The organism is Paenibacillus sp. FSL R5-0470 (assembly GCF_037975205.1).
Taxonomy (GTDB): domain Bacteria; phylum Bacillota; class Bacilli; order Paenibacillales; family Paenibacillaceae; genus Paenibacillus_AQ.
In genome coordinates, this window is the sequence record NZ_CP150238.1 from 3,170,840 (window position 1) to 3,197,360 (window position 26,521).

Below are 26,521 nucleotides of genomic sequence, written 5' to 3' on the forward strand. Positions count from 1 at the left end.
GGGGAGTGTTTGTATGCATGAAATACCTCATGAGGATTATTATAAAGTGAAGCCACTACTTCAGGGCGAGCATATCCATCCCGAAACTCTCTCTGTGATTGAAGGCAATAATCCTGGTTGGATCTTTGTCGATCAACTTACAGCACCAAAGAGTGCGTTAGTATGGAGTCAGGGGATTGAAGGGTTTTATCTTATTGGCGATCACACCAATCAAGCCTTTATCCATGTACTGGACAGTTATGTAACAGATCATATTGTACCTAGAATGAAGGAACTCGGGATGGAACATTTCGAAGTTTCTGGTCAACATGATGAATGGAATCTGGAATTGATGTTTCCTTCTAGGAAGCTATATCCGTTTGAACAGATGGTGTTCAAGTTACTTCACAAGCCGCCTACGACGCAGACTAATGGGACTAGAACTATAAATCTTAAAATGCTGGATTGGGAGAACTCAGATCTAAAGAATATAGAATTTGTACATGAAAATATTGATTTATTCTGGTCATCGAAAGCAGACTTTGCCGAAAAAGGCTACGGATATGCTGCAGTTGAGGGATCTGAAATTATGGGGGTGTGTTATTCTAGTTTTGTTACACAGGATACACACGCAATCGGAATTGAAACCCTTCCTAAATATCAGAAACAAGGAGTGGGGACACATTTAGCGACGCTAGTAGTTGAAGATGTGCTTGCCAATGGCTTTATTCCTTACTGGGATTGTTCTACTGATAATGAAGCTTCGAAAAAATCGGCACTACGGCTAGGGTTTCAGCAGATACATCAATATAAGTGTGGTGCTTTTGCAATATAATCCTTTTAGAGACGTCTATTCCATGGAGTAGACGTTTTTATTATATTTACCGTGGAGTTGTAAATACTTTAATATGAATTGTAATTTGGTATAACTCTATAATTATGAGAGAATGATCATCGGAACGAATAGAACGATTGAATATATTATAAGGTTAGGATGATCATCCATGAAAATTTTTCTTGTCGAGGACGATAGAACGATAGCATCAGGACTTGAATATTCATTACAGCAGGATCATTTTGAAACCCTTCTATGTTATGACGCCACCTCAGCCAAAGCGGTGTTATCTGAGCAGTTATCAGAGCTCACCTTATGCATCTTTGATCTCTCACTGCCGGATGGCAGCGGTTATGAATTGTGCAAGATCGTGAAAGCGCAAAGTGATATACCGGTAATTTTTTTAACGGCGATTGATGATGAGGTCAACGTGGTGATGGGACTCGATATGGGGGCAGATGATTACATAACCAAGCCTTTTCGGATTCGGGAGCTGCTATCGCGGATTAAATCCGTCTTAAGGAGATATAACAAGCAGGCTCAGACCCAATCCAATATCGAATTAGAGAATATACGGATTAACACGCTTGAAGGAAAGGTTTATAAGAACGGCGATGAAGTGCTATTGACCGCATTAGAATATCGATTATTACTGATCTTTGCTAACCATGTTGGTCAGGTTCTCTCAAGAAATCAATTGTTAGAACGGATTTGGGATGTGGCAGGTGAATTCGTGAACGACAATACATTATCGGTTTACATAAAAAGACTTAGGGAAAAGTTAGAAGATAACCCCCAAGAACCAACACTGATCAAAACAGTTCGAGGGTTGGGTTACAAGGTAGGTGATTAGGATGCTTCGTAATAGAGAATTTAGATGGTTATTATTTACGATGTGCTTGATCAGTCTTGTGGCTACAGCGGTGGCGACATTTATCTCGTTAGAGGCGGTAGGGCTCATAGCTGGGACTTCAGCTTTGCTTATAGCTTGCAGTGTATTGTTTACCCGCTGGAGATATGGTGAAATTGAAAAGCTCTCAGGGTATCTACGCCAAATCAGTAGTGGGAATTATTCGCTCGATGTTCGTGATAATCAGGAAGGTGAGCTTAGTATCCTGAAGAATGACATTTATAAAGTGACGCTGATGTTATCCGAGCAGAGTGCGCAATTACAAGAAGATAAAATGAAGCTCACCAATGCGATTTCGGATATCTCTCATCAGCTCAAAACCCCGCTTACTTCCATGACTGTGATGGCAGATTTATTAAGTGATCCTGAGCTGCACACTGAGAAGAGAATGGAGTTTACCCGGAAAATTACGATTCAGCTCGAACGAATTGGCTGGCTAGTCTCCTCTTTATTAAAGTTCTCCAAGATCGATGCTGGAACCATTCATTTTAAAAAAGATCTTGTTCTGGTGAACAAGCTAGTTCAAAAATCTTTGGAGCCCATGTTAATTCCAATGGATATTAAAGAACAACGGGTCTTGATTGATGGAGAAGATAGCACCACATTTGTGGGCGATCTCAATTGGACAACTGAGGCGATCATTAATATTCTGAAAAACTGTGTAGAGCACACACCTGCTGGGGGAGAAATTTCGATTTCTTTTGCAGAAAATGCACTGTTTACGGAAATTATCATTACAGATAACGGCAAAGGAATCCCAAAGGCAGAGCTCCCCTATATCTTCAAAAGATTCTATAAAGGTAAGAATGCAAGCGAAGATAGTGTAGGGATTGGACTTGCCTTGGCACAAAGCATTATCACAGGACAAAACGGTACGATCGATGTAATGAGTGAAGTGGGAAAGGGTTCACAATTTCAGATCAAATTTTATAAGCAAGTTATTTAGCATATGGCTTAGTGACTAGAATGTCACTTTAGAGTCACTGGATAGTCATTGTAGACAGATATACTGATCTCATCAACAAATGGAGGTCTAACAATGGACATTTTAAAGATTGAACATCTGTCTAAAACATATGGAAAAGGTGAAACAGCGGTAAAGGCACTGGATGATGTATCTTTTTCGATTAAAAAAGGGGAATTCGTAGCGATTATCGGGCCATCTGGCTCCGGGAAATCGACCATTCTACACTTATTAGGCGGAGTGGATAGACCGACTAGCGGCAAAGTATTCGTAGATAACACGGATATTTATGAATTGAATGAAACACAGCTGGCGATCTTTAGACGCAGACAAATTGGGCTGATTTATCAATTCTATAATCTAATACCGGTCCTAACGGTCGAAGAGAACATCACACTTCCTTTACTCCTTGATCAGCACAAGGTAGATAAGAAACAATTTGCGGATACTGTAAAGGCGTTAAATCTGGAGAATCGCTTAAACCATCTCCCGAATCAGCTCTCTGGCGGGCAACAACAGCGGGTCTCTATTGGTAGAGCGTTAATTAGTAATCCTGCAATCATGCTGGCAGATGAGCCAACCGGTAATCTGGATAGTAAGAACAGTGGTGAAATTATAGATTTATTAAAAATGTTTAATAAAACCTATAATCAAACACTGATTGTCATTACTCATGATGAACGGATTGCATTACAAGCGGATAGAGTGATTACCATTGAAGATGGAAGGATCGCCAAAGATGAGGTGATTCGTCCGTGAATATCGTAAATAAATTAACGCTTAGACATTTGAAGCAAAATAAACGAAGAACATTGGTTACTATCATTGGAGTCATCATTTCTGTGGCTATGGTGACGGCTGTGGCAACGCTTGGTTTTTCATTTATGGAATTAATGAGGCAGCAGAGTATCTCAACAAATGGAGAATGGCATGTCCAATATAAAAATGTTACTAAAGCTCAGCTTAAAGCGATAGAAGCGGATGATGCAACGAAAACACTTGTCATCTCAAATGATCGTGGCTATGCCCCTTTAGAGGGGGGACAGAATGAGAACAAGCCCTATTGGTATATTAAGGAATATAATTTAGCTGGTTTTAAACAATTTCCGATTGAACTTCTAGATGGAAGACTCCCGAAGACTAACTATGAAGTAGTCATTTCTGAGGAAATTGCAAAAAACGCTAAAGTAACATACAAGATTGGTGAAACTTTAACTCTCGATGTCGGAGAGCGAGTCACTAGGGATGTTAAAAATAGTGGGCAGCCCTTATCTCAGAACGAACGATTACGGACTGAAGAGGATACCCTGAATGAAGAGATCATTCATAAAAAACCAATGAACTACACGATTGTGGGAGTGATAAAGCGCCCTACTTGGGAACCAACATGGTCCCCGGGTTATACTGCTCTAAGTTATGTGGATGAAAGCTTGATTGGAGCAGCTGAAAAAACCACAGCGACGGTTGTATTAAATAAGGTGGATAGCTCCATATACAAGCATGCAGAGGAATTGGCACAAGAAAACAATATCGAGTCGATCTCTTATAATAATAGTTTGCTCCGCTATTATGGTGTGACGAATAACGATGGCTTACGTAATACACTTCTTTCATTGTCAGTCATCGTTATGACTGTGATTATCATTGGTTCCGTTTCTTTAATCTATAATGCTTTCGCAATTTCTGTCTCGGAACGTGCACGCCATTTAGGAATGCTCTCCAGCGTAGGTGCTACAAAGAGGCAGAAGCAGAATTCAGTGTTTTTTGAAGGGATGATCATCGGTTTAATTAGTATACCTATTGGGATCCTTTGCGGAATTACAGGAATTGGGATCACTTTTATGTTTATCAATTCGATGATTCAAGATGTACTAGGGATAACTGAAAAATTAACATTGGTTGTTACACCTCTGTCCCTATTCACCGCTTGTGTTGTTTCGATACTGACGATTTTTATATCCACCTATCTTCCAGCCAGAAAAGCTTCAAAGATTTCGGCAATTGATGCGATCAGACAAACAACCGATGTTAAGCTCTCTGGTAAAGCGGTGAAAACTTCCAAGTTCGTTCGCAATTTGTTTGGAATTGAAGCAGAAATTGGTTTGAAGAATTTAAAGAGAAATAAACGCAGGTACCAAGCAACCGTCTTCTCCCTTGTCATTAGTATTGTTCTGTTTTTATCCGTATCTTCGTTCACTACGAATATGAGAAAGTCGGTAGAACTCTCACAGGATGGTTTGAACTATGATATTCAAGTTTATATGGGGACTGAGGACGCTCAAAAAGTAGATCGGCTGACGAAATCGATCTCTGTCTTACCTAATATAACTGAATATAACGTGGTCAGGGAACTAAGCTTGAGTTCATGGATTGATGAAAAAGATATGGCAAAAGAATTGCAAGAAATCGTGGAGAAGGATAGCAGTATTTTAAAAAATGGGAAATATCCTTACTACATTCAGATCCATGCCCTAAATAAGCAGAGTTTGAGAACCTATGCAGAATCCGTCGGTATAAGTTATGAACAATTAACGGATCTCAATCAGATGTCAGCTATTGTGAATGATACCGTCACCTTTGAGGATGAGAAAGCCAAAAAAATTGTTGAAACCAAGGCTTTTCACTCTGAAATCGGCCAAAAGCTTGACCTTATTTATACGGATTGGGATACAAAAAAAGAGACGGATTTATCACCAGTAAAAATTGTCGCTCTAACTGATAAACGTCCAATGGGAGTACATTCAGCAATGGTTGGTGGAATAAACATCATCGTCTCTGAACAAGTCTTCGATAAACTAACAAATGATACGATGAGTAACGATATACAAAGCCGACTAAACCTGAACAGCTCTGATCCATTAGCGACACAACAAGCTATTGAAGAGATGAAAGAACGGAATGTCTATGTTCAAAATGTGTTTCAAAATAGACAAAATAGTGAGCAGATGATCATGTTAATGTCTATTTTTACCTATGGTTTTATTGCTTTGATTACACTAATATCGATTGCGAATATTTTCAATACGATATCAACTAGCATATCACTTCGTAAAAGAGAGTTTGCGATGTTGAAGTCTGTAGGGATGACGCCAAACGGTTTTAATAAAATGATTAATTATGAAAGTATCTTCTATGGGATAAAATCACTACTTTACGGGCTTCCGATTAGCATAGTCGTGATGTACTTGATCTTTAGATCCATGATGAGTAGTTTCTCCTATGGATTCGCACTTCCGTGGATGAGTATCTTGTATGTCATAGTCGCTGTATTTATCATCGTTAGCTCAGCTATGCTGTACTCCAGTTCAAAAGTGAAGAAGGAAAATATTATTGATGCTTTAAAACAGGAGAATATATAAGGATTAGCCGCGATAATCGCGGCTTATTTGACTTTTCTGAAGGTTTATATTTTTTTGGGGTGTTTTGTGTTATATATGACACGAACGGTATGTTATTACATATAAATCCCTATGATATAATGTATTCAATTGAAATTAACAGATTATAACTTTAGAGGCAGGTGTCAACGCTTGAGAACGGTCGTCGTGATTGGCGGGGGAATTACTGGATTGTCTACCGCTTACTATCTACAGAAATCTATACAGCATAATAAGTTGGATGTAAAAATAATTTTGGTTGAAGCCAGCGATAGACTGGGCGGCAAAATCAGAACACTTCAGCATGATGACTTCATCATGGAGTCTGGTGCTGATTCAATTGTCACTCGCAAGACAAATGTAGCACCATTGATTGAAGAATTAGGCATTCAGGATGAGGTTGTATATAACGCGACAGGAGTATCATACATCTACACAGAAGGTAAGCTGAAGCAAATCCCTAAAGATGCAGTCTTTGGCATCCCTTTCAGTATTGAATCGCTTGCTACTACAGATTTGATCTCTGCTGAAGGTAAAGTTGAAGCACTTAAAGATTTCTATACTCCGAATGATCGTTTTACGAAAAACGATTCTGTAGGTGATTTTCTGGAAGCTTTCTTTGGAAAAGAACTTGTCGAGAAGCAAATATCACCTGTCCTATCAGGTGTATATTCCGGGAAATTGAGCGAACTTACCATTGCCTCGACCCTTCCTTATTTGATTGATTATAAAAATGAATATGGAAGTATTATTCAGGGATTGTCCGCGAATAAGGCTAAATTCCAGGGGAACGGCGATAAGAAGTTTATGTCTTTTAAGGGTGGCGTATCTGCTCTGATTGATGCCATGGAAGAACAGCTGTCCGATGTTGAGATCATCAAAGGAATTCGGGCAGAGCGCATTGCAAAGGATGGAGAACGGTACCGGGTAACACTGGCAGATGGACGAATCTTGGAGAGCGATTTTGCCGTACTAGGAACGATGCATTCTACTGCACAAGCATTACTTCAAGACGAAGCGCTGAATGAAGATTTCAAACAGTTGTTTAACAGCTCTATGATTAGTGTGTATATAGGATTTGATATCCCTGACAGTCAACTGCCAGCGAACGGTACAGGGTTTATAACAGCCAACAGTGACGATGTTCTTTGTAATGCTTGTACGTGGACAAGTCGCAAGTGGGAGCACACGTCTGGTCAACAACGTCTGCTTGTCAGACTCTTTTATAAAAGCTCAGGACCGCATTATGAGTCCTTGATTAAGCTTTCAGAAGAGGAATTATTAAAGGTGGCGTTGAATGATATACAGACCAGTCTTGGAATTACTGGACATCCAGTTACCCACGAAGTGACCAAATGGCATGATGTTATGCCAAATTACCACAAACGCCATCACGAGATTGTAGTATCCTTAGAGAAGAAGATTGCAGATCATTATCCGAATGTAATCCTTGCTGGATGTTCTTATTATGGTGTGGGTATTCCTGATTGTATTGCAAATGGAGAGAAGACAGCGGAACGCATTTTGGAACAAGTAATTACACATTAAACAAAGGAGGGCGGACAATAGTGAGAAAATTAGCGATAAGCTCTATGCAAAGTCTAGACTATAAACAACGGCGGTTGTTTGTATAGAGCGAATAAAAATTGATTTACCGCCAGTGCACTTTGCAGGGTTGTTTTTAGAATAGACTTTGCTACCTTCAAACTCAAAAAAAGTTTAAGGAGCAGAGCGACTATGAAATATGTAAATGCAGATACGATTTTTCCAAAAGAATTATTAGAGGAAATTCAGAAATATATTAATGGTGGTTTGGTGTATATCCCTAAGCCTGAAGAAGCACATGTAAAATGGGGCGAGAAGTCAGGGAGCAGAAAATACTTAAGATCTAGAAATATTGAGATTTGTTTAAGGTTTGCCGTTGGAGCAACGGTTGACCAGCTTTCGGATGAATACTGCCTATCAAGGGACAGTATTAAGAAGATTGTTTACACAAAAAAATAGCTATAATCCCAAAAAGCCACGTTAGAGGAAGCTCTGACGTGGCTTTTTGTATTATAATTGACAGTATGTTCATTAACTACGAGGTGGAAGATTCATGGCAGACAAAACATACTTAGATTTACGGATAAGAAAGACAAGAAAAGCAATCCGGAATGCTTTTATAGATTTATTAGCACAGAAAGAACTGAATAAGATCTCGATCAACGCTATTACGCTAAAGGCTGAAATCAATCGAGCCACATTTTATTTACATTACAAAGATATTAATGATTTGATTGATAGTATCTTGGATGATTTATTAGCAGATCTAAAGAAAATACTCATTGATAAATTTGAAGAATCCTATAAACCAGGGGATGAACTTACCTCGCTGATTTTATTGCTTGAGCATATTGCAGAGAATTCTCATATGTATAAGGTGTTGCTTGTAACCAAAAATATTCCTTATTTCACACCGAAATTGATAGATCTGTTATATGAATTGATATTAACAACAACAGAACAACAATCGATTCAAAAAACAGAGGATTTCTTAACCGTCGATACTCCATCTGATATTGCGGCTTGGTATGGAACATCTGCTATCATTGGTACAATTTCCATGTGGCTAGGCAATGATATGCCTTATACACCTAAATATTTAGCAGAACGAATCATACAGTTAAATCCATTTATACCTGCAAATAATAAAAAGATATAGTGAATTGTTTCACTATTTAAATTTTAATTAACACATATTTATCAACTGTTGCTTTATTAACGCTTTCAGTATTATTGTAGATTGCTTAGCTCCTTAATAACTACTACCATGAAAGTAATAGATAGTATTAAGGAGTGTTAACGAATGATGAAAGTCGGCATTTATCACGGTCAAAATAGTGTGGGGATAGAAGAGCGTCCGATGCCTCAAGTAGGAGCAAAAGATGCGTTGGTTCGTATTTTAGCGGGGGGGATTTGTGGTACAGATATTAATATAGTAAAAGCAGGCTCAGAAATGGGTATTCGTTTCGGCTCAGAGTTTGGACATGAAATGTTTGGTGAAATCGTCGAATTAGGTTCTGATGTGGAAACCGATTTGAAAGTTGGCATGCGTGTAGGTGTGAATCCAATTACTGCAAAACGTGCAGGCCGTCGTTATTCGTTGGAGGTAGGAGCCTTTTCACAATATGTCTTAATTGAAGATGCAGCACTTAATTATAACCTTTATGAATTCGATGATTCCGTTTCGGCAACAGAGGCCGTATTAATGGAACCCATGAGCGTAGGCTTCCATGGCGCTTTTAGCATACTGCCCAAACTAGGTGAAAAAATCGTAGTTCTTGGTGCTGGTCCAATTGGTCTATCTGCAGCTGCAGGATTAATTGGTGAAGGCATTAAAGATGTTTGCGTAGTGGATATTGACAACTGGCGTTTGGATAAAGCAAAAGAACTAGGCGCAATAACAGTTAATACGTCGACTGAAACATTAGCAGAGGGTTTAATCAAACACTTCGGCGAAGTGAACGTATACGGTGTGAGTGTTCCCAATGTAGATGCTTTTGTGGACGCAGCGGGTGCTCCAATATTATTTGAACAAGTGATGCAGATTGTAAAGCCACAAGCAAGAATTGCAATCATTGCCGTTTATAAAAATGAAGTACCTATAAGCCTTGCTCAAGTGATGAGTAAAGAAGTTAATATTGTTGGAGCTAGTGGATACACACATGAAGATATTGTAAAGGTAATTGAACATATTAACGACAAGAAAACGAATATCTCTACAATGGTGACACAGACTTATAAATTAGAGGATATTCAAGCCGCCTTCGATAGAGCCATTGCAGCAAAAGAAACGATCAAGGTTATTGTAGATCTAACTTAATCATCAGTTAATTATATTGGAGTTCATTTGAGTGTAAAACTCAGGTGAACTCTTTTTATTTTAGAAGAATAATGACGTTATATAAAATTTAATTCTAATTGAACATGGCATATTACTAGAGTGTGGTCGTAATTATACTGAGTATAGAAGTGAAATTAGAGAAAAAACGTGGAGGTATGATGGAAATTAATCTTGTTCCTGTAACGTTTGAAGATAAAGAGGTATTGTCTAATCTATATCAATTTTACAATTATGATTTCAGTTTATTTACAGATCAAGACGTAAACCAGTATGGGGAATTCGAGGTGAATATTGATTATTTTTGGGAAGGGGATCATCGATGGAATCCATATTTGATTGAGGTTTCAGGAAACGTAGCTGGATTTGTGGTTGTTCTTTTTGAAAACTTAGATAAAGACCCAGATCCAACTCATGTGATCTATGACTTTATGATTTTGCAGAAATACAGGAGAAATGGAATAGGTACTGCTGCCGCAATAAAAACACTTGATCTATTTAAAGAAGCTAAATGGAAACTAGCTCAAATGGAAAATAACAAACCTGCCATAGCTTTCTGGCGAAAATTGCTTAAGGATTATACCAAAGACAACTATACAGAACGTTATTTGAGTGATCTCCAAAAATATATTCAAGCATTCGATAGAAGGGGGAGAACGAAATGAATATCACTGTAACATTAACTGACAGCACAACGAAGTTTAAGATTAACAATCTCTACCCACTATACTTACACGATCTATCAGAGATATGGGGGAACCTTCCTAATCAATACGGGGTATACGAGGATAATGAAACACAGACACTGAATGAACAGAATAAAGTGTTCGACATATGGTGGGAGAAGCCGGGGATTTTATATCCATATTTAATAAAAGAGGATGGAATTCCTGCTGGTTTTGCATTAGTAGCCACACCACCTCATACACCACCAGGTTGTGAATTTTATTTAAACGAATTCTTTATCCTGCGGCCCTTCCGAGGTACGGGAATCGCTGAACGTGCGGCTAAGGAGGTATTTAATCTTCATATTGGAATATGGGAGCTACAAACCAATCCCACAGCTACAAATAGGAGAGCCCAGCATTTTTGGAGAAAAACACTAAAAGAATATACTGGTAATAGCTTTCAAGAAGAATGTAAGAAGTCTTTTGATGATGAATTAAAGATGATTTTTAATTTTTGTAATGGATAAAGCTAATCAAATCGAAATGAGGGAATTATTTCTTCTATTGACTTATAGTGGAATAGGGCTTACAATTAAAAAAAATATATAACAAAACAAATGCTTTGATGGAGAAAAGTAGTTCAATACCTCTTTACAGGGAGGAAACGCCGGAGATTGAGAGCGTTTCTAGAGAAAAGGGTTGATCGAAGTTCACTCCGGAGCAGTCCCTTGAAACCATTGTTGGCAAGTAGAGGTGTACCGGTGTTAACCGTTAAATATTTAAGTGAGAACATTTCTGTTTGTTGTACAGAATAGTTCTAATTTAGGGTGGTACCGCGGCTCCTCGTCCCTTTTCGGACGAGGGGTCTTTTTGTTTCCATTTAGAAGAAATATTTGTATCCCTGCAAGGCTCGGTAGCTCAGTCGGTAGAGCATAGGACTGAAAATCCTAGTGTCGGCGGTTCGACCCCGTCCCGAGCCATCTTAAATAATAGCAAGGCTCGGTAGCTCAGTTGGTAGAGCATAGGACTGAAAATCCTAGTGTCGGCGGTTCGACCCCGTCCCGAGCCATCCTAACATTAATAGCAAGGCTCGGTAGCTCAGTTGGTAGAGCATAGGACTGAAAATCCTAGTGTCGGCGGTTCGACCCCGTCCCGAGCCATCTTAACATTAATAGCAAGGCTCGGTAGCTCAGTTGGTAGAGCATAGGACTGAAAATCCTAGTGTCGGCGGTTCGACCCCGTCCCGAGCCATCTTAACTTTAATAGCAAGGCTCGGTAGCTCAGTTGGTAGAGCATAGGACTGAAAATCCTAGTGTCGGCGGTTCGATCCCGTTCCGAGCCATCTTAATTTTAATAGCAAGCTTTCTATAAAAACAGCCTGTCCGACCATTATGGTTAGACAGGTTGTTTGTTATTTCATCTTAATTTGAAAAGTTTAAGGAGTAGATTAATTATGAAATATGTAAATGCAGATACAGTCTTCCCTAAAGAGTTACTACAAGAAATACAGAAATATATAAACGGTGGTATGGTCTACGTTCCAAAGCCTGAAGAATTACATGTAAAATGGGGTGAGAAGTCAGGGAGTAGAAAATATTTGGAATCAAGAAATATTGAGATCTGCCTGAGGTTTGCTGCTGGTGCAACTGTCGAACAGCTCTCAGGTGAATACTGTCTTTCTAAAGATAGTATTAAGAAAATTGTTTATACTAAAAAATAGCCGGTCAACCGTAGGGGTTGACCGGCTATTATATTTATTTGAAGCGTTAACTCGCAAATATATGCTTACCAATTTTTAAGTTCTGAGGACGAGTCCAGATCCATGCACTAGTAGCTGTATCTGGATTGAAATAATAGATCGAATTGTTTGTTGGGTCCCAACCTCGGACAGCATCAAGAGCAGCTAAATAGGCAGTCCGGTTTGGAGTAAGCCAATACTGGCCGTCAGATACGGCTGTAAATGCGCCTTTTTGAAATACAACGTTTTTTATATTGTTTGGAAATTGACTAGATTGTATGCGATTCATAACTACAGCACCAACTGCGACTTGTCCTTTATAAGGCTCACCGCGCGATTCACTGTAGATTACTTTCGCCAAAATATCCATTTCCTCAATATTAAGCGTGTATTTTTTTAGAGCATTCCAAGTTTTTGTACCAGTAACTCCATCGGCGTTTAATCCGTAGGCCTTTTGAAATTTAGCAACGGCAGCTTTCGTTTGTGCTCCATATACACCATCTAAAGGCTGAGTATAGAAATCCAGAGTTTTTAATCGATACTGAAGATCCCACACATCTCCAGAAGAACTCCCTACGGTTAATACCGGAGCAGCACTAGCAGAACCAATCATAGTAGCCATACTTACCAGACCCAAAAGAAGCAACAAAGTGAATATTTTAGTCTTCATTGTAGTAGCCTCCTTTCAGAAAACATTATAAAAAACCTTCAATAACTGAGACAACACTCATTTATTGGTAATCTAATAATCCATTTTACATTTTCGAAAAAACTTCATTAGGTTTGTGATCCTATGAAATGGGTAAATGAATAATCAGAGGCACATCAACTTCGGAGGTTTTATATATGAAAAAGCAATTATATCTATTCATAATCGCAGCTGCACTCACTCTAAGCGCATGTGGTAATGATAATAGTTATGGCAATAAGATAATGGAAAATTCCTCACACTCTAGTTCAAGTGACGTACCCGAAAATTTGAAGGTGTCAGAGAATCCTACTTTTAAAATAGGAAGTAAAGCGATTATCCAAGCGGACCATATGGAAGGTATGAAAGAGGCAACAGCAACGATAGTTGGAGCTTTTGATACCACTGCGTATATCGTTTCTTATAGGCCCGCAACAGGCGGATTTCCAGTTACAAATCATAAGTGGATTATTCATGAAGAAATCAAAAAAGCAGCCGATAAACCCTATGAATCCGGCTCAGAAGTCGTAATGGAAGCTGACCATATGAAAGATATGAAAGGTGCAACGGCTCAGATTAACGCAGCGGAACAAACCACGGTATATATGATTGATTACACACCTACTACGGGTGGAGATAAAGTGAAAAATCATAAATGGGTAACGGAAGATGAGCTTTCAGCAATAAAGTAACCAATAGAAATATAAGCTCAAAAGTAATGAAAGATGATTAAGGTAGGAACAGTCATGGACTTTGTTAAAGTTCTAGGCTGCTCCTACCTTTTTGATTGCTTCTTTTATTGGTAGAGAAGTGTTAAGATAACTTTATAAAATACCGATATACAAAATATACCATTTTAATTGATGTTTTCTTAGAAGGTAGGAGAGTGATTGAAATGCCTAACTGGCAGGTGAAATTCGATGAAGAAATGCTTAAACAAGCTGCACAACAGATTCAAGTCGATTGGACAACGATAAAGTATATTGGTGGCTTTGAAAATGTTGTCTATAGCTTTCCAAAAGATGATCATGAATATATTTTACGTGTAACACATCATTCTCATCAGGAGCAGGAGATGGTCATCTCTGAACTTGACTTTATGGACCATCTTGCAAAACATGGCGTGCAACTGGCTCCCCCCATTCCCTTTCAGGATGGCAGTTTGGTACAAACGTTAGTCAAAGATGAAGAAAGATTTATGATCTGTGTGATGGAGAAAGCACCAGGTGGTCATGTTAATGCTTCCGATCCCTATTGGGGAACGGAGCTTTTTGAGCAATGGGGTGAGGTAACAGGAAGAATGCATGCTTTAGCTCTGCAATATGAGCGTCCGGAGACTGTTCTGGCAAGACCACATCAGGGTAAGCTAGATTTTGACTTTGCTAACTTTGGTACTGTTGAACAGCAGCTTTTTGAAAAGTTGCTTCAAATAAATGATCGGATTAACCAGTTGCCGCGGAATCGAGAAGGCTATGGACTATGTCACCGTGATTTGCATCCGGGTAATTTCTTCGTGCATGAGGGGCAGATCACCGTGTTTGATTTTGATGATTGCGGATACGACTATATGGTGCATGATATTGCCATTGCCGTTTATTATTCGACCATCTTTGGGGATTGGCGAAAACCGGAGGTAGAGCAGAGTAGAACTTCTAGTCTTGCGTCAGCCATGCTGACGTCTTTTATGAAAGGGTATAATCGAGAGTATGCACTCGACAATAAATGGCTAGAAGAGCTCCCGCTCTTTACTGAAAAGCGCCGACTGGAATTAGTGCTTTTGTTATTTCAAGAGTTTTCGGAGTCACAGCGTGAGCAGGATAGAGAGTGGCTTGCCCGTAATATTCAGGATGCCCTAAATGACAAAGCTTGTTTAGAGCTTTAATAAATCCTTTTAAGTAGTTTTTAATATATTTAGAATAGATAATGAGGATATATCATATAAAAAAGGAGCATTTATTTGAACCTAGCAACTCCTGTAACACCTATTCAACTTATGCAAGTACTTCTAAACGTTTCTGTGATCCGCCCTGTTTTTATTTGGGGGGCGCCTGGTATTGGAAAGTCTTCTCTTGTAGAAGCTTTTGCTGATCAGGTGGGTCTTCCATGTGTTTCTCTTCTGGGTTCTCAACTAGCACCGGAAGACATCATTGGGGTACCTCAAATCGTTAACGGCAAGAGCCAATTTTGTCCTCCGAAAATGATAGCTCGGGACGAACCGTATTGCTTGTTCTTAGACGAGCTTAATGCCTGTTCTCAAGAGGTGCAAAAAGCTTTTTATAGTCTTATCCACGAACGCCGCATCGGCGATTATCACCTACCTGAGGGCTCTATAGTAATAGGAGCTGGTAACCGTGCACAAGATAGTGCAATTGTTAAACCTATGTCCTCCGCGCTTATCAATCGGATGTTCCATATACAGCTAAATGTATCTTTTCAGAATTGGATCTCTTGGGCATATGAGAATAGCATTCATCCTATGGTTATTGAATATCTGGAATTGCGTCCCGATCATCTGTGGAGTGCACCTCCAAAGACTGAAGAGCCTTTCTCCACGCCACGCTCTTGGCATATGCTTAGTGATGCACTACATGAGTTTGGGGATGATATAAATGTGGATGCCGTGGGGATTTTAGCGAATGGTTCACTGACACCTTCTCACGCCACACAATTCAGGGCTTTTTATAAAAATCTAACTGGAAAATATGAACTTAATCAAATTATAGATGGTAAATCCTCATTTCCAACGGCTCCAGAAGATCGGGATCTCCTGTATTTCCTGGCGCAATCCTTGCGTGCCCAGATTATCAAAGAACTCCCTCCGATTAAAGATAACGTACGAGATGGACATCGCCAATTTGCACACACTGTTAAAAAGCTGATTAAAGACCTGTCCGTCATTAGCTTTGAAATTGCACAGCTAGTAGTTGCTAAGCAGGAGCAAAGTGATAATATTCCAGATTGGTTAATGGTTGAAATTGTACGTGATTTACCACGTCTTGCAATAAAAGAGCGGGGGTAAATATGGCTAAAAAAACAACACCAGATAATCCCGCTTTGATAAATTTTAATGAAGCATGTTCGCTAATCGCGGATCATCCTATTTTTGCACCGTTATCTGTTCGAGCTTCGATTATCCATAATGAAAATAGTCCCTATCCTGAAGACGGCTGGGCAATTGTCACTAATAACGGTTATATTTACACTCATCCTAAAAGGCGTGGCGAGGTTGCCGAATGGATGTACGTTTTGGCACATTGTTTTCTTCATTTAGGTCTTGGACATTTAAAGAGTAAAGAGAATCAAGTGGCGTGGAACGTTGCATGTGATGTGTACATAGCAAAGTTTTTAAATGACTTGAAACTTGGGAAAGTACCCGCAGATATGGAGTCGCGAATTGATCTTACAATTAAAGATGAACAACAGCTTTACGAGCAATTTATGATAAAAGGAATTCCGGACACCTCCAGATATTTTGGGACTGCGGGTGTTTCAAAACTGGATATGAATGTTAGAGAAACCACCAAAAGATACTGGGGAAAAGCACCGGATTGGGAAGCCTATTTTGCTTATGGGTTATCTAATGCTGTGACGAATGCAGTAAGTGTTGCTGGAGGCCATGCTAATACTATTAGTGACCCTGCACTTTCATTAACCGCTCCACAACGTGCAAAACGATGGTTTATGGACAGATATCCTTTATTAGGTGCGCTTGCCGCCGGCTTTGAGATTATAGAAGATCCAGCGATATGTCGGCGATTTGATATTTCCATAGCTGCCATTGACGTTATTGAGCGCAAAATATTTATGAACCCTGCAGCCGGACTAAACGACGAGGAGTGTATTTTCGTGATGGCGCATGAGCTTCTGCATGCGGGGCTTCAGCATCACGAGCGATGTCTTGGCCGGGATCATTATCTTTGGAATGTGGCTTGTGACTACGTAATAAATCTATGGCTAGTAGAAATGAGTGTAGGGGAGTATCCGCGAATTGGACTCTTATTAGATCCTGAGCTTAAAGGTTTATCTGCTGAAACGATTTATGATCGTATGGTCGGAGATATCCGCACTTATAAGAAACTGGCAACCTTGAGAGGGAATGGACTTGGTGACATTTTAGATAACGGTTCATCAAGTTTTTGGGATGCGAGAGAAGGACAGACGCTAGATGATTTCTGTAAAAATGCGATGCAACAAGGACTTATGTATCATGAAGAGCAAAGTCGCGGTCTTTTACCGTCAGGCCTAGTTGAAGAGATTAGAGCGCTGGGCCAGCCACCTATTAAATGGGATGTAGAGCTTGCTCGGTGGTTTGATCATTATTTTTCACCGCTTGAGAAGACCAGATCTTATTCACGAATTAGCAGACGTCAATCTTCTACGCCTGATATCCCTCGACCACAATGGGTTCATAGCGGTGCTGCAGATGATGGTCGCACTTTTGGAGTTATTTTAGATACCTCAGGCTCAATGGATAAAAAGCTTCTGGCCAAAGCATTAGGGGCCATTTCAAGTTATGCGCAGGCTCGTGATGTTCCTTTTGCACGGATTATCTTTTGTGATGCTTGTCCTTATGATGCAGGTTACATGCCCCCCGAGGCTATCGCAGATCGAGTACAAGTGAAGGGAAGAGGGGGAACGATCTTACAACCAGCTATTGATTTGATTCAACAAGCTGAGGATTTTCCGAAAAAAGGACCGCTTCTAATTATTACAGATGGTTATTGTGACAAGCTGACCATTAAAAGAGACCATGCTTATATTTTGCCCAAGGGAAATGACTTGCCTTTCTCACCCAAAGGACCTGTATTCAGAATTAATTAGGGCTTAGAATAAATTTAGAGCGAGGTAACAATGGATATGAATCCCCCCAAACATATTCTTTCCGCAGCTACCGTTGTATTCAATGATCAGGGAAGCCAAAGAAGAATCGGGCATTGATATAGAGATTAATAAGTTCTGCGGAGTTTTTCAAAATGTTGATCGATCTATTTGTACTAACCTATTTCTAGGGAAAGCCATCGGCGGCGAACCTGCTACTAGTTCCGAGAGCTTAGAAGTTGGGTTTTTCTCGCTAGAACAAGCATTGGAAATGGTCACATGGAAAAACCTCAGACTGCGGCTGGAGTATTGTCTAAATGATGAGGTGCAGCCTTTTTACGTAGAGTTACGGGGTACAGAAGTTGAAGAAATTATTATTACACATCTGAGTTAATATAGGGAGCACAATGGACAAGTGTTTCGATCAACAAAGATTCATTTTTTTTATTTTATAACATTTTCAGTTGATTACAGAACTTTTCATACGTTTACAGCGTCTTACTTATGAACGATAAATCGACGGTAAGGACTGAAACATTATGAAAGACAACACGAAGCTTTTCAGAAATAATATGAGGAGCCAGTCTTCTATACAATCTGTAGGCGGCAGGCGTTATGTGCCAGGAATTGATGGTCTAAGGGCTTTATCAGTACTCGCTGTAATCGCATATCATTTGAATCTGAATTGGGCTGAGGGTGGACTTCTCGGCGTTGGAATATTTTTTGTAATCTCCGGATATCTCATTACTGACCAAATCATTAGCCAGTGGGAGCGGCACCGAAGGCTGAACCTTGTAGACTTTTGGGTTCGTAGGGCGCGGAGGCTGTTGCCTGCGATGGCCGTTATGCTTTTTGTGGTTGCCATATGGCTTTTAATTATAGAACCATCAAGATTGTTTGGGCTAAAGGGTGACTTTATGTCTTCCTTATTTTATTTCAATAACTGGTGGCTAATATTTCATAATGTTTCCTATTTTGAAAGCTTTGGCCCACCATCTCCTATCGGACATTTATGGTCGCTTTCTATTGAAGGACAGTTTTATATTCTATGGCCAATAGTTCTCATCATCGTGATGAAAATCGCTCGTCGGCGAGGTAAGCTTATTGCATGGATTATGGCTTGCGCAGCAGTCTCGGCTTTAGCCATGGCATTGATCTACGTACCGGGGACAGACCCAAGTAGAGTATATTATGGAACGGATACCCGCTTATTTGCGCTTCTCATTGGAGCAGCACTTGCAGTTGCTTGGCCAAGTCAGAAACTTAATGATAACGTCTCAGAACCGGCTCGGCGTGTGCTTGATATTGTAGGGGGATTAGGACTCATTCTATTGTTGGTACTTTTTAATCAGGTTAATGAGTTCGATGATTTACTTTACCGTGGTGGGTTTTTAGTGATTTCTTTGATTGCAGCTGTAGTTATTGCCGTTCTAGCTCATCCTGCTAGCCGTCTGGGATCGATCGTAGGCTGTAAACCTTTGCGTTGGATCGGGCTGCGATCATATAGCTTGTACATATGGCATTTTCCAGTCATTATCCTTAGCAGTCCGAATGTGAGTACAGAAGAAAGCAGCATGCTTCGGATCATCATTCAGGTAGCAGTAAGTTTTCTTCTAGCTGCATTGTCATATAAGTATGTGGAGGAGCCCATTCGTCGAGGTTCATTTAAAGAAACTTGGAAGAACATCAGTGTAAAGCGAAGGGGTGGTCTTCGTCCAGGCTTCTTAATGGCTATTATTGCTGTGATTCTTATCCCAATCGCATGCAAAGGTTATTTGTTAAACGCTGGATCGGATACGTCTGCGATCGAATTGGCAGATTTGCAGTATGAACAACAACAACTGCAACAGCAAGAACAACGACTGCAGCAGCAAGAACAACAAGATATGGGAAGAAAAAATGATCCCGCAGATCATAAAGCGATAGACGAAAATGTAACTGATAAACCATCAATACCAGCCTTGGCAACAGCTACAACTGAACCTGAAGTAAAAAAAGCTGATACTAAGGTGGGAACTACAAATACAGAAATAGCAAAGCCTGAATCAGAAGTGAAAAAATCTGTTCCTGAAGAAAAGAAACCCGTGGCTGAGAAGAGTCAAGCTGGAACGGATGTTACGGCCATTGGAGATTCTGTCATTTTGGATGCAGCACCATACCTTTCAGAGGAATTACCTGGCATTGTCATCGAGGGAAAGATCGGTCGGCAGATGGCTAAAGCTCAGGAGGTAGTGGATCAGCTTAAAGCTCAAGGCCGGCTGGGTAAAAAGGTTATAATCGAGCTTGGGACTAACGGATCCTTTAGTTCAAAGCAATTACGTAATTTACTGGATTCATTAAGTGATGCTGAGCAGATTTTTTTGGTCAATACACGGGTTCCAAGAAAATGGGAGAATAATGTGAATCACAATATTTCAAAAGTTTCCAGTGAATATAGTAATACGACCGTAGTAGACTGGTACTCTGCAAGTGAAGGAAAAGACGATTATTTCTACCAAGATGGTGTGCATCTTAAACCAGAGGGCTCCAAGTGTTACGCCTCACTTCTTGCGAAAGCCTTGGAAAGTAAGTAAGAATTAATTGAATCTCCAAACTTTTTGATATTATATTTTAATAGACCGGCAAGAGAGTTCTCTCTTTGCCGGTCTTTTTTTTCGTAAACGAATGATCATTGAAGAGCTAATTAATTCCTAGTCGTAGATAAAATGCTCCACCACAGCCACAGTCTTAGTTATGTCTGGATCAGAATTATCGATCACTTTCACATTAGAACTTGGAAGCGGCCACTTCACACTGCGGTTTCCAAATGATTTGCGAAATTCATCCCAATGCTGGAACTTCCATTCATCTAATGGTGATTGTCGATCGTGAATTCGTGTCCGATACAATTCCTCATTGGCTAGTTCGACCAAGACAACTTTAACCTCAACATCTTGCAGCGAACGTCCGATTCGAGATAACTCACTGCTGATCCAGTCAGGGTTGGCAGCTTCTTTAGTAAATGGCCCAACCACAAATGCATCTACATTCAGGCCTATATTGTCTAGCGCTGCATCCATCGTAATCCGGTAGCCCAAATCACGGCATAATCTTTTGTAATCGGCAGAGTCTCTGTCTGCCGGGTCCAATCCGTGAAAGGTCATAATGGCGTCAGCTGCTGGACGTAATAGAATATCCATATCAAAGAAGGGTACTTTACGCCGGGAAGCGATCGCTTTAGCTAATGTCGTTTTGCCTGCCCCAGCTGGCCCTAGAAAAAATACAAGTTTGTTCATCATTGTCTCTCCTTAGAACCTCAATTCAACTCCATAATGTATCTCTGCATACTATCATATAAAAGATAGTGAGTAATCGCCAGCGCAATATCTCCATCAGACAGATAGGAACAGACTACCTGAGATATTACGCGTTACGGTCCATAATATGATATTTTTTTGCTTCTCCATTGAGTTTTTGTGTAATCCTGCTTATAATATAGCGAGAAAAATAAGAAAAAGGTGTCCATAAATGAGCATATTAAATGTAGAAGGATTAAGTCATGGCTTTGGAGATCGTGCGATCTTCAAGGATGTTTCATTCCGTCTTCTAAAAGGCGAGCATATCGGATTATTCGGCGCTAACGGCGAAGGTAAATCCACTTTTATGAATATTGTTACAGGCAAGCTACAGCCAGATGAAGGTAAAGTTGAATGGTCCAAACGGGTGCGTGTTGGCTACCTCGATCAGCATGCAGTGTTGACCAAAGGAATGACCATTCAAGATGTACTCAGAGGCGCTTTTCAATACCTCTTTGATCTTGAGCAAGAGATGAATGATATGTACGGCAGAATGGGTGACGTGTCGCCTGAAGAACTGGAAAAGCTGCTTGAAGAAGTGGGTACGATTCAAGATACACTTACAAACCAAGATTTCTACATGATCGATGCGAAGATTCAAGAAACCGCGCGCGGTTTAGGAATCACAGATATTGGATTGGATCGTGACGTAGCTGATCTTAGTGGTGGCCAGCGTACCAAAATCTTGCTTGCGAAGCTGTTGCTTGAAAAACCAGATATTTTGCTCCTAGATGAGCCTACGAACTATCTGGATGAGCAGCATATTGAATGGCTGAGACGTTATCTTCAAGAGTATGATAATGCATTTATTCTGATCTCACATGATATGCCTTTCTTGAACAGCGTTATCAACCTGATCTACCATATGGAAAATCAAAAGCTGACTCGTTATGTGGGTGACTATGAGCAATTCCAGCAGGTCTACGAAATGAGAAAACAACAGCTTGAATCTGCTTATAACCGTCAAAAACAAGAAATCGCAGAGCTGAAAGACTTCGTTGCACGTAACAAAGCAAGCGTAGCTACCCGTAACATGGCAATGTCCAGACAGAAAAAGCTCGACAAGATGGAAATTATCGAGATTGCAAAAGAGAAGCCAAAACCACAGTTTAACTTTAAAGAAGGTAAAACTGCGGGCAAGATGATTTTCGAAGCAAAAGAATTGGTTATCGGATATGACACACCGTTGTCCAGACCGCTTAATTTGTTAATGGAGCGAGGACAAAAGATCGCGTTGGTCGGTGCGAACGGGATCGGTAAAACCACCTTGCTTCGCAGCATCTTAGGCGAAATCCAAGCATTGTCCGGTTCGGTAGAACGTGGATACCATCAAGAGATTGGATACTTTGAGCAAGAAATGAAAGAAGGCAATTACAAGACTTGTATCGAGGAGATCTGGGATACATTCCCATCCCTGTCACAATTCGAAGTACGTGCTGCCCTTGCCAAATGTGGACTGACCACGAAACATATCGAAAGTAAGATTGCTGTTCTAAGTGGTGGAGAAAAAGCTAAAGTACGTCTATGTAAACTCATTAACAGTGAGACCAACATTCTCGTATTAGATGAGCCGACGAACCACTTGGATATCGATGCCAAAGATGAACTGAAACGTGCGCTGAAAGCATATAAGGGAAGCATTCTCATGATCTCTCACGAACCAGATTTTTATCAAGACATTGTCACCGATATCTGGAATTGCGAAGATTGGACAACAAAAGTATTCTAATAAGCAAATCTTTATTGAACAAGCCTATGAGGTGTTAACGAATCAGTTACGCTTTATAGGCTTTTTTATGGATAGTGGGGAGGGTCTATGTGTTAGAGAATAAAATGGATCAGCTTAACATCAGTGTTCAACGAATTTTTGGAAAACAAGAAATAGAAATAGTCGATTTCACATGTGAGGATTTAGATTATAAAACACCTAACTTTACAACAGCGGGTATCTTTCATCTTCAGGGTATCGCACTAATTAATAACGAGCAGCTTCCATGGTCAATCATATTAAAAATCATTAAGTCTGATAGTGTAGAAAAAGAGGATCCAGCACATCACAATTACTGGCGACGAGAAGCCCTAGTCTTTGAATCTAAGATTCTGGATGAGCTTCCTAGCTCAATCCAAGCTCCTAAGTGTTATCTTGTTGAAGAACAAGTAGATGGTACCGTATGGTTATGGATGGAACGAATTGAAGGGGGATTTGCACATACGAAGGAGCAGTTTGATATTATCGCTGAACGGTTAGGCCGATTTAATTGAGCTTATCTTTCAGGAAAGAACACTCCTAATAACCAATGGATATGTAGAAGCTGGCTTAGATCTTGGACTACCGCAAGTAAAATGTATGCACCTAACCCTGAAGAATATATTCATCAATTCCATAGAGACAATGACCGAAGCCTTTGGGCTTGGTTCCAAGACTTCACGAAGCGGATAGACAGTAACTTGAATGCTCTCCATCACTTGCCGCGAGTATTAGCCCATCAGGATCTCAGTCAAAGGAATATGCTGTTAACTCAAAACGGAGAGTTAGTCTTGATAGACTGGCAATTTATGAGCATATCAGGTTTAGGTGAAGATCTTGGTAAAATGTTTGGCGTAAATATGAGTCTTGGTGTGATTCCCATCCATCGTTACGAGGAATTCAAAGAGTCTTTATTCCATTCGTATATCAAAGGATTAAAGGCTAGCGGATGGCAAGGGGACGAATCCCTTGCAAGATATGGTTATTGTTTAAGCACTGCTTTACGTAGTGTCTGGGAAGTGCCACAATACTTTTCTCTAAATGCTCAGCTACAATCTGACCTGTTAAACGCTAATCTTCAGGAGCGGGTTAATCGGCTAGAGCAAATCATTATTATTCATCAAAAAATGACGCTAGAAGCAGAGACATTGAAATTATGGATAACATAGTTCTTAATTCTCATTAGATATGAAAAAGGAGCCCCTATTACAGGAGCTCCTTTTTGCTACACCTCAATAATGATGGGGAGAATCATTGGACGTCGTTTCGTTTTTTCGTACAGGAATCTACTTAGGGTCTCCTTGATGGTCTGCTTGATGATATTCCACTCGCCTAGGTCAGCCTCACTCATCTTTTGAAGGGTAGAGGTTACCAGCTTGTTGATCTCCTCCATTAAAGTTTCTGAGTTACGGACATAGATGAATCCTCTGGATACGGTATCCGGCTCGTTTAATAAACGTCCATCTTCTTGGCTTAATGTAATCACTGTAATCAAAATACCGTCTGCTGACAGCTGGCGACGATCGCGAAGAACGACATTCCCAATATCTCCAATCCCAAGGCCATCCACTAGGGTTTGTCCGGCTGCCACTCGGCCAGATTGGCGGACGACACCTGATGATGACTCGACGATATCTCCATTTTTTAGAATAAAGATATTATTGGGGTTAACACCAACTGCCTCGGCTAACAAGCTGTGATGATGTAGCATACGGTACTCACCATGAATCGGTATGAAATATTCAGGTTTCATCAAGGTTAACATTAACTTAAGCTCTTCTTGGCTTGCATGCCCAGATACATGAAGCTCGCTGCGTGATCCATAGATGACTTTAGCGCCCAGCACGTATAAATTATCGACGATTCTAGATACATTGCGTTCATTCCCGGGAATGGGATTAGCTGCTATCAGAACGGTATCTCCTGCCTGAATTTCCATCTGCCTATGACTTGCGTTAGCCAGTCGCGATAACGCAGCCATGGGCTCTCCTTGACTGCCTGTACATAATACAGTTACTTGCTCTGGAGGGAGTTTGGCAGCTTCTGTAGGCTCGATCAGCATGTTATCTGGAATGCTCAAGTACCCGAGTTCCTGGGCTACTCGGACAACATTAACCATACTTCTGCCAAGTAAGGTTAATCTACGATCGGTTAAACGAGCAGCTTCAATGATCTGTTGTAGACGGTGTACATTTGAAGCAAAGGTAGAGATAAAGATTCTACGGTCAGCTTTCATGAATGCTTCTTCTATATGAGCGCCAACGAGTTTTTCAGAGGGGGTGAAGCCTGGGCGTTCTGCATTGGTACTCTCTGAGAGCAGGAACTTTACACCGTTTTTACCGATATCAGCCATTTTATGTATGTCTGGATACTGCTTATTAACAGGGGTCATGTCAAATTTGAAATCCCCTGTATGAACAACGGTCCCTTCTGGGGTGTCGAATACAACACCAAGGCAATCCGGAATACTATGATTGGTATTAAAGAACGTTGTAGTAATTGCTCCTAGCTGTAAAGTAGACTCAGAATCAATGACATGAAGCTTGGTCTGACGTAATATTCCGTGTTCCCTCAGTTTATTTTCAATTAGACCTAAGGTTAACCGAGATGCGTAGATCGGAAGATTTAATTGTTTGAGTAGATACGGAATTCCTCCAATATGATCCTCATGTCCATGTGTAACTACTAATGCTCGAATCTTATCAAGATTACTTAATAAATACGTAACATCAGGAATAATGAGGTCAATCCCCAGTAGACTTTCGTCCGGAAATTTAGAACCGCAATCAATGACAATAATATCATCAGCATATTGCAGGAAATACATATTCTTACCAATTTCATTCACACCGCCTAATGCTGCAATCCAGAGCTGCTTAGCTGCCACTTTCATTAAAGTCCCTCCTTTTATAAATTCACCTATATTATGTATGAAATCCCTTATAATTATCCTTTCATTGAGGTGGTACAATAGTATAACAATAGATTGATATTCAAAAGTTAGGGGACAGATTGATCATGAACATCAGAAGAATATATAAGAACGATAATCGTGCGATTGAACAGATTATTAGGAGCTGTCTGATTGAGTTTGGCGGGAATAGGGCAGGGCTTGCGTGGGAAGATGACAGCCTGCATCATTTATATGAGTACTACAATCAAAGCGATAATCAGGCTTATTGGGTTGTGGAAGAAGATGGAAATATATTGGGCGGGTGTGGCATTGCGCCTTTCGGCAATGAGGGCGACATATGTGAGTTGCAAAAAATGTACTTATCTCCGTCCGTTAGAGGTAATGGGATAGCTTCTGAACTCCTAAATACGGCGCTGGATTTTGCCAAGCTTCATTACAATAAATGTTATTTGGAGACATTACAGAACATGCATGCGGCTAACCGTTTTTATATGAAAAACGGCTTCGAACTTTTAGATGCCCCATTAGCTGGCTCAGAGCATTTCGCATGTGATGCTTGGTATATTAAAGAGTTAATTTAATTATGGTTTAGTAAGCCTGGATTAGCAGGCTTATTTTTTATTTGACAATAAAACCGTCCAGACGGTATAGTAAATATCAGGGGT

At 40.2% G+C, this 26,521-nt stretch carries 24 protein-coding genes, 5 tRNA genes, 1 pseudogene and 1 other annotated feature; of the genes and pseudogenes, 27 read left to right on the plus strand and 3 right to left on the minus strand.

The window, feature by feature from the left end; translation table 11 throughout:
- Positions 1 to 13: 13 nt before the first annotated feature.
- The 17 genes from MKY99_RS13990 (at position 14) to MKY99_RS14070 (ending at position 12,336) form a co-directional block, all read left to right on the plus strand.
- Positions 14 to 814: a GNAT family N-acetyltransferase gene (locus MKY99_RS13990; protein WP_339271141.1), complete on the plus strand. Its 801-nt coding sequence runs from the start codon at positions 14 to 16 to the stop codon at positions 812 to 814.
- Positions 815 to 983: 169 nt separating this feature from the next.
- Entirely contained in the window at positions 984 to 1,667 is a 684-nt protein-coding gene (locus MKY99_RS13995; protein ID WP_042188008.1) for a response regulator transcription factor, read from the plus strand.
- Position 1,668: 1 nt separating this feature from the next.
- Positions 1,669 to 2,670: a HAMP domain-containing sensor histidine kinase gene (locus tag MKY99_RS14000; RefSeq protein ID WP_339271143.1), complete on the plus strand. Its 1,002-nt coding sequence runs from the start codon at positions 1,669 to 1,671 to the stop codon at positions 2,668 to 2,670.
- A gap of 93 nt (positions 2,671 to 2,763) precedes the next feature.
- The gene (locus MKY99_RS14005) at positions 2,764 to 3,447 is read left to right on the plus strand and encodes an ABC transporter ATP-binding protein (RefSeq protein ID WP_042127549.1); all 684 of its coding nucleotides are present in this window, start codon (positions 2,764 to 2,766) and stop codon (positions 3,445 to 3,447) included.
- Complete coding sequence (locus MKY99_RS14010; protein WP_339271145.1) at positions 3,444 to 6,047, plus strand: FtsX-like permease family protein; 2,604 nt, start codon at positions 3,444 to 3,446, stop codon at positions 6,045 to 6,047. Before MKY99_RS14005 ends, MKY99_RS14010 begins: the two co-directional genes overlap by 4 nt.
- Before the next feature lie 171 nt (positions 6,048 to 6,218).
- Positions 6,219 to 7,613 (plus strand): protoporphyrinogen oxidase, encoded by a 1,395-nt coding sequence (locus tag MKY99_RS14015; RefSeq protein ID WP_339271147.1) that lies wholly within the window; start codon positions 6,219 to 6,221, stop codon positions 7,611 to 7,613.
- A gap of 189 nt (positions 7,614 to 7,802) precedes the next feature.
- Positions 7,803 to 8,069, plus strand: coding sequence for a CD3324 family protein (locus MKY99_RS14020; RefSeq protein ID WP_042127555.1), 267 nt, complete (start codon positions 7,803 to 7,805; stop codon positions 8,067 to 8,069).
- A gap of 94 nt (positions 8,070 to 8,163) precedes the next feature.
- A complete protein-coding gene (locus MKY99_RS14025) occupies positions 8,164 to 8,769 on the plus strand; it encodes a TetR/AcrR family transcriptional regulator C-terminal domain-containing protein (RefSeq protein ID WP_339271150.1) in 606 nt (201 codons plus the stop codon).
- A gap of 144 nt (positions 8,770 to 8,913) precedes the next feature.
- Positions 8,914 to 9,930: a zinc-binding dehydrogenase gene (locus MKY99_RS14030; protein WP_339271152.1), complete on the plus strand. Its 1,017-nt coding sequence runs from the start codon at positions 8,914 to 8,916 to the stop codon at positions 9,928 to 9,930.
- Between the two features lie 149 nt (positions 9,931 to 10,079).
- Positions 10,080 to 10,613, plus strand: a complete 534-nt coding sequence (locus MKY99_RS14035; protein WP_339271154.1) for a GNAT family N-acetyltransferase — start codon at positions 10,080 to 10,082, stop codon at positions 10,611 to 10,613.
- Positions 10,610 to 11,143, plus strand: coding sequence for a GNAT family N-acetyltransferase (locus tag MKY99_RS14040; protein ID WP_339271156.1), 534 nt, complete (start codon positions 10,610 to 10,612; stop codon positions 11,141 to 11,143). Before MKY99_RS14035 ends, MKY99_RS14040 begins: the two co-directional genes overlap by 4 nt.
- Positions 11,144 to 11,229: 86 nt before the next feature.
- Positions 11,230 to 11,470 (plus strand) — a binding site (T-box leader).
- 53 nt (positions 11,471 to 11,523) lie between these two features.
- Positions 11,524 to 11,596 (plus strand) — tRNA-Phe (locus tag MKY99_RS14045).
- Between the two features lie 16 nt (positions 11,597 to 11,612).
- Positions 11,613 to 11,685, plus strand: a tRNA-Phe gene (locus tag MKY99_RS14050).
- 18 nt (positions 11,686 to 11,703) lie between these two features.
- Positions 11,704 to 11,776: transfer RNA gene (locus tag MKY99_RS14055), tRNA-Phe, on the plus strand.
- Between the two features lie 18 nt (positions 11,777 to 11,794).
- Positions 11,795 to 11,867, plus strand: a tRNA-Phe gene (locus MKY99_RS14060).
- Positions 11,868 to 11,885: 18 nt separating this feature from the next.
- Positions 11,886 to 11,958, plus strand: a tRNA-Phe gene (locus MKY99_RS14065).
- Positions 11,959 to 12,069: 111 nt separating this feature from the next.
- Positions 12,070 to 12,336 (plus strand): CD3324 family protein, encoded by a 267-nt coding sequence (locus MKY99_RS14070; RefSeq protein WP_076285775.1) that lies wholly within the window; start codon positions 12,070 to 12,072, stop codon positions 12,334 to 12,336.
- Between the two features lie 46 nt (positions 12,337 to 12,382).
- On the opposite strand, the gene sleB is transcribed toward MKY99_RS14070, so the two are convergent.
- Positions 12,383 to 12,976 carry a spore cortex-lytic enzyme gene (gene sleB, locus MKY99_RS14075; protein WP_339271639.1) on the minus strand — a complete coding sequence of 198 codons (594 nt, stop codon included), beginning with the start codon at positions 12,974 to 12,976 and terminating at the stop codon, positions 12,383 to 12,385.
- Positions 12,977 to 13,200: 224 nt separating this feature from the next.
- Between sleB and MKY99_RS14080 the strand changes: the two genes are divergently transcribed.
- The 6 genes and pseudogenes from MKY99_RS14080 to MKY99_RS14105 all read left to right on the plus strand — a co-directional run bounded on the left by MKY99_RS14080 (position 13,201) and on the right by MKY99_RS14105 (position 20,433).
- Positions 13,201 to 13,734: a YdhK family protein gene (locus tag MKY99_RS14080; RefSeq protein ID WP_339271158.1), complete on the plus strand. Its 534-nt coding sequence runs from the start codon at positions 13,201 to 13,203 to the stop codon at positions 13,732 to 13,734.
- Between the two features lie 203 nt (positions 13,735 to 13,937).
- Positions 13,938 to 14,924 carry a phosphotransferase gene (locus MKY99_RS14085; RefSeq protein ID WP_339271160.1) on the plus strand — a complete coding sequence of 329 codons (987 nt, stop codon included), beginning with the start codon at positions 13,938 to 13,940 and terminating at the stop codon, positions 14,922 to 14,924.
- A gap of 75 nt (positions 14,925 to 14,999) precedes the next feature.
- Positions 15,000 to 16,061 carry a MoxR family ATPase gene (locus MKY99_RS14090; protein WP_076298997.1) on the plus strand — a complete coding sequence of 354 codons (1,062 nt, stop codon included), beginning with the start codon at positions 15,000 to 15,002 and terminating at the stop codon, positions 16,059 to 16,061.
- A 2-nt stretch (positions 16,062 to 16,063) separates the two neighbouring features.
- On the plus strand, positions 16,064 to 17,863 hold the full coding sequence (locus tag MKY99_RS14095; RefSeq protein ID WP_339271163.1) for a peptidase: 1,800 nt from the start codon (positions 16,064 to 16,066) through the stop codon (positions 17,861 to 17,863).
- Positions 17,864 to 17,899: 36 nt separating this feature from the next.
- Positions 17,900 to 18,254: pseudogene (locus MKY99_RS14100) on the plus strand (ADP-ribose pyrophosphatase).
- Positions 18,255 to 18,432: 178 nt separating this feature from the next.
- The gene (locus MKY99_RS14105; RefSeq protein WP_339271164.1) at positions 18,433 to 20,433 is read left to right on the plus strand and encodes an acyltransferase family protein; all 2,001 of its coding nucleotides are present in this window, start codon (positions 18,433 to 18,435) and stop codon (positions 20,431 to 20,433) included.
- A 117-nt stretch (positions 20,434 to 20,550) separates the two neighbouring features.
- On the opposite strand, the gene MKY99_RS14110 is transcribed toward MKY99_RS14105, so the two are convergent.
- A complete protein-coding gene (locus MKY99_RS14110) occupies positions 20,551 to 21,135 on the minus strand; it encodes an AAA family ATPase (RefSeq protein ID WP_149644600.1) in 585 nt (194 codons plus the stop codon).
- Between the two features lie 232 nt (positions 21,136 to 21,367).
- On the opposite strand from MKY99_RS14110, the gene MKY99_RS14115 reads away from it, so the two are divergent.
- The 3 genes from MKY99_RS14115 to MKY99_RS14125 all read left to right on the plus strand — a co-directional run bounded on the left by MKY99_RS14115 (position 21,368) and on the right by MKY99_RS14125 (position 24,111).
- Positions 21,368 to 22,924, plus strand: a complete 1,557-nt coding sequence (locus MKY99_RS14115) for an ABC-F family ATP-binding cassette domain-containing protein (RefSeq protein ID WP_042188035.1) — start codon at positions 21,368 to 21,370, stop codon at positions 22,922 to 22,924.
- A gap of 89 nt (positions 22,925 to 23,013) precedes the next feature.
- Positions 23,014 to 23,457 carry a hypothetical protein gene (locus MKY99_RS14120; RefSeq protein ID WP_339271166.1) on the plus strand — a complete coding sequence of 148 codons (444 nt, stop codon included), beginning with the start codon at positions 23,014 to 23,016 and terminating at the stop codon, positions 23,455 to 23,457.
- 39 nt (positions 23,458 to 23,496) lie between these two features.
- Positions 23,497 to 24,111 (plus strand): phosphotransferase, encoded by a 615-nt coding sequence (locus MKY99_RS14125; RefSeq protein WP_339271641.1) that lies wholly within the window; start codon positions 23,497 to 23,499, stop codon positions 24,109 to 24,111.
- Between the two features lie 56 nt (positions 24,112 to 24,167).
- On the opposite strand, the gene MKY99_RS14130 is transcribed toward MKY99_RS14125, so the two are convergent.
- Entirely contained in the window at positions 24,168 to 25,835 is a 1,668-nt protein-coding gene (locus tag MKY99_RS14130) for a ribonuclease J (protein ID WP_339271168.1), read from the minus strand.
- 125 nt (positions 25,836 to 25,960) lie between these two features.
- Here MKY99_RS14130 and MKY99_RS14135 point away from each other — a divergent pair, with 125 nt between their 5' ends.
- Positions 25,961 to 26,437: a GNAT family N-acetyltransferase gene (locus tag MKY99_RS14135; RefSeq protein WP_339271170.1), complete on the plus strand. Its 477-nt coding sequence runs from the start codon at positions 25,961 to 25,963 to the stop codon at positions 26,435 to 26,437.
- Positions 26,438 to 26,521 lie beyond the last annotated feature (84 nt).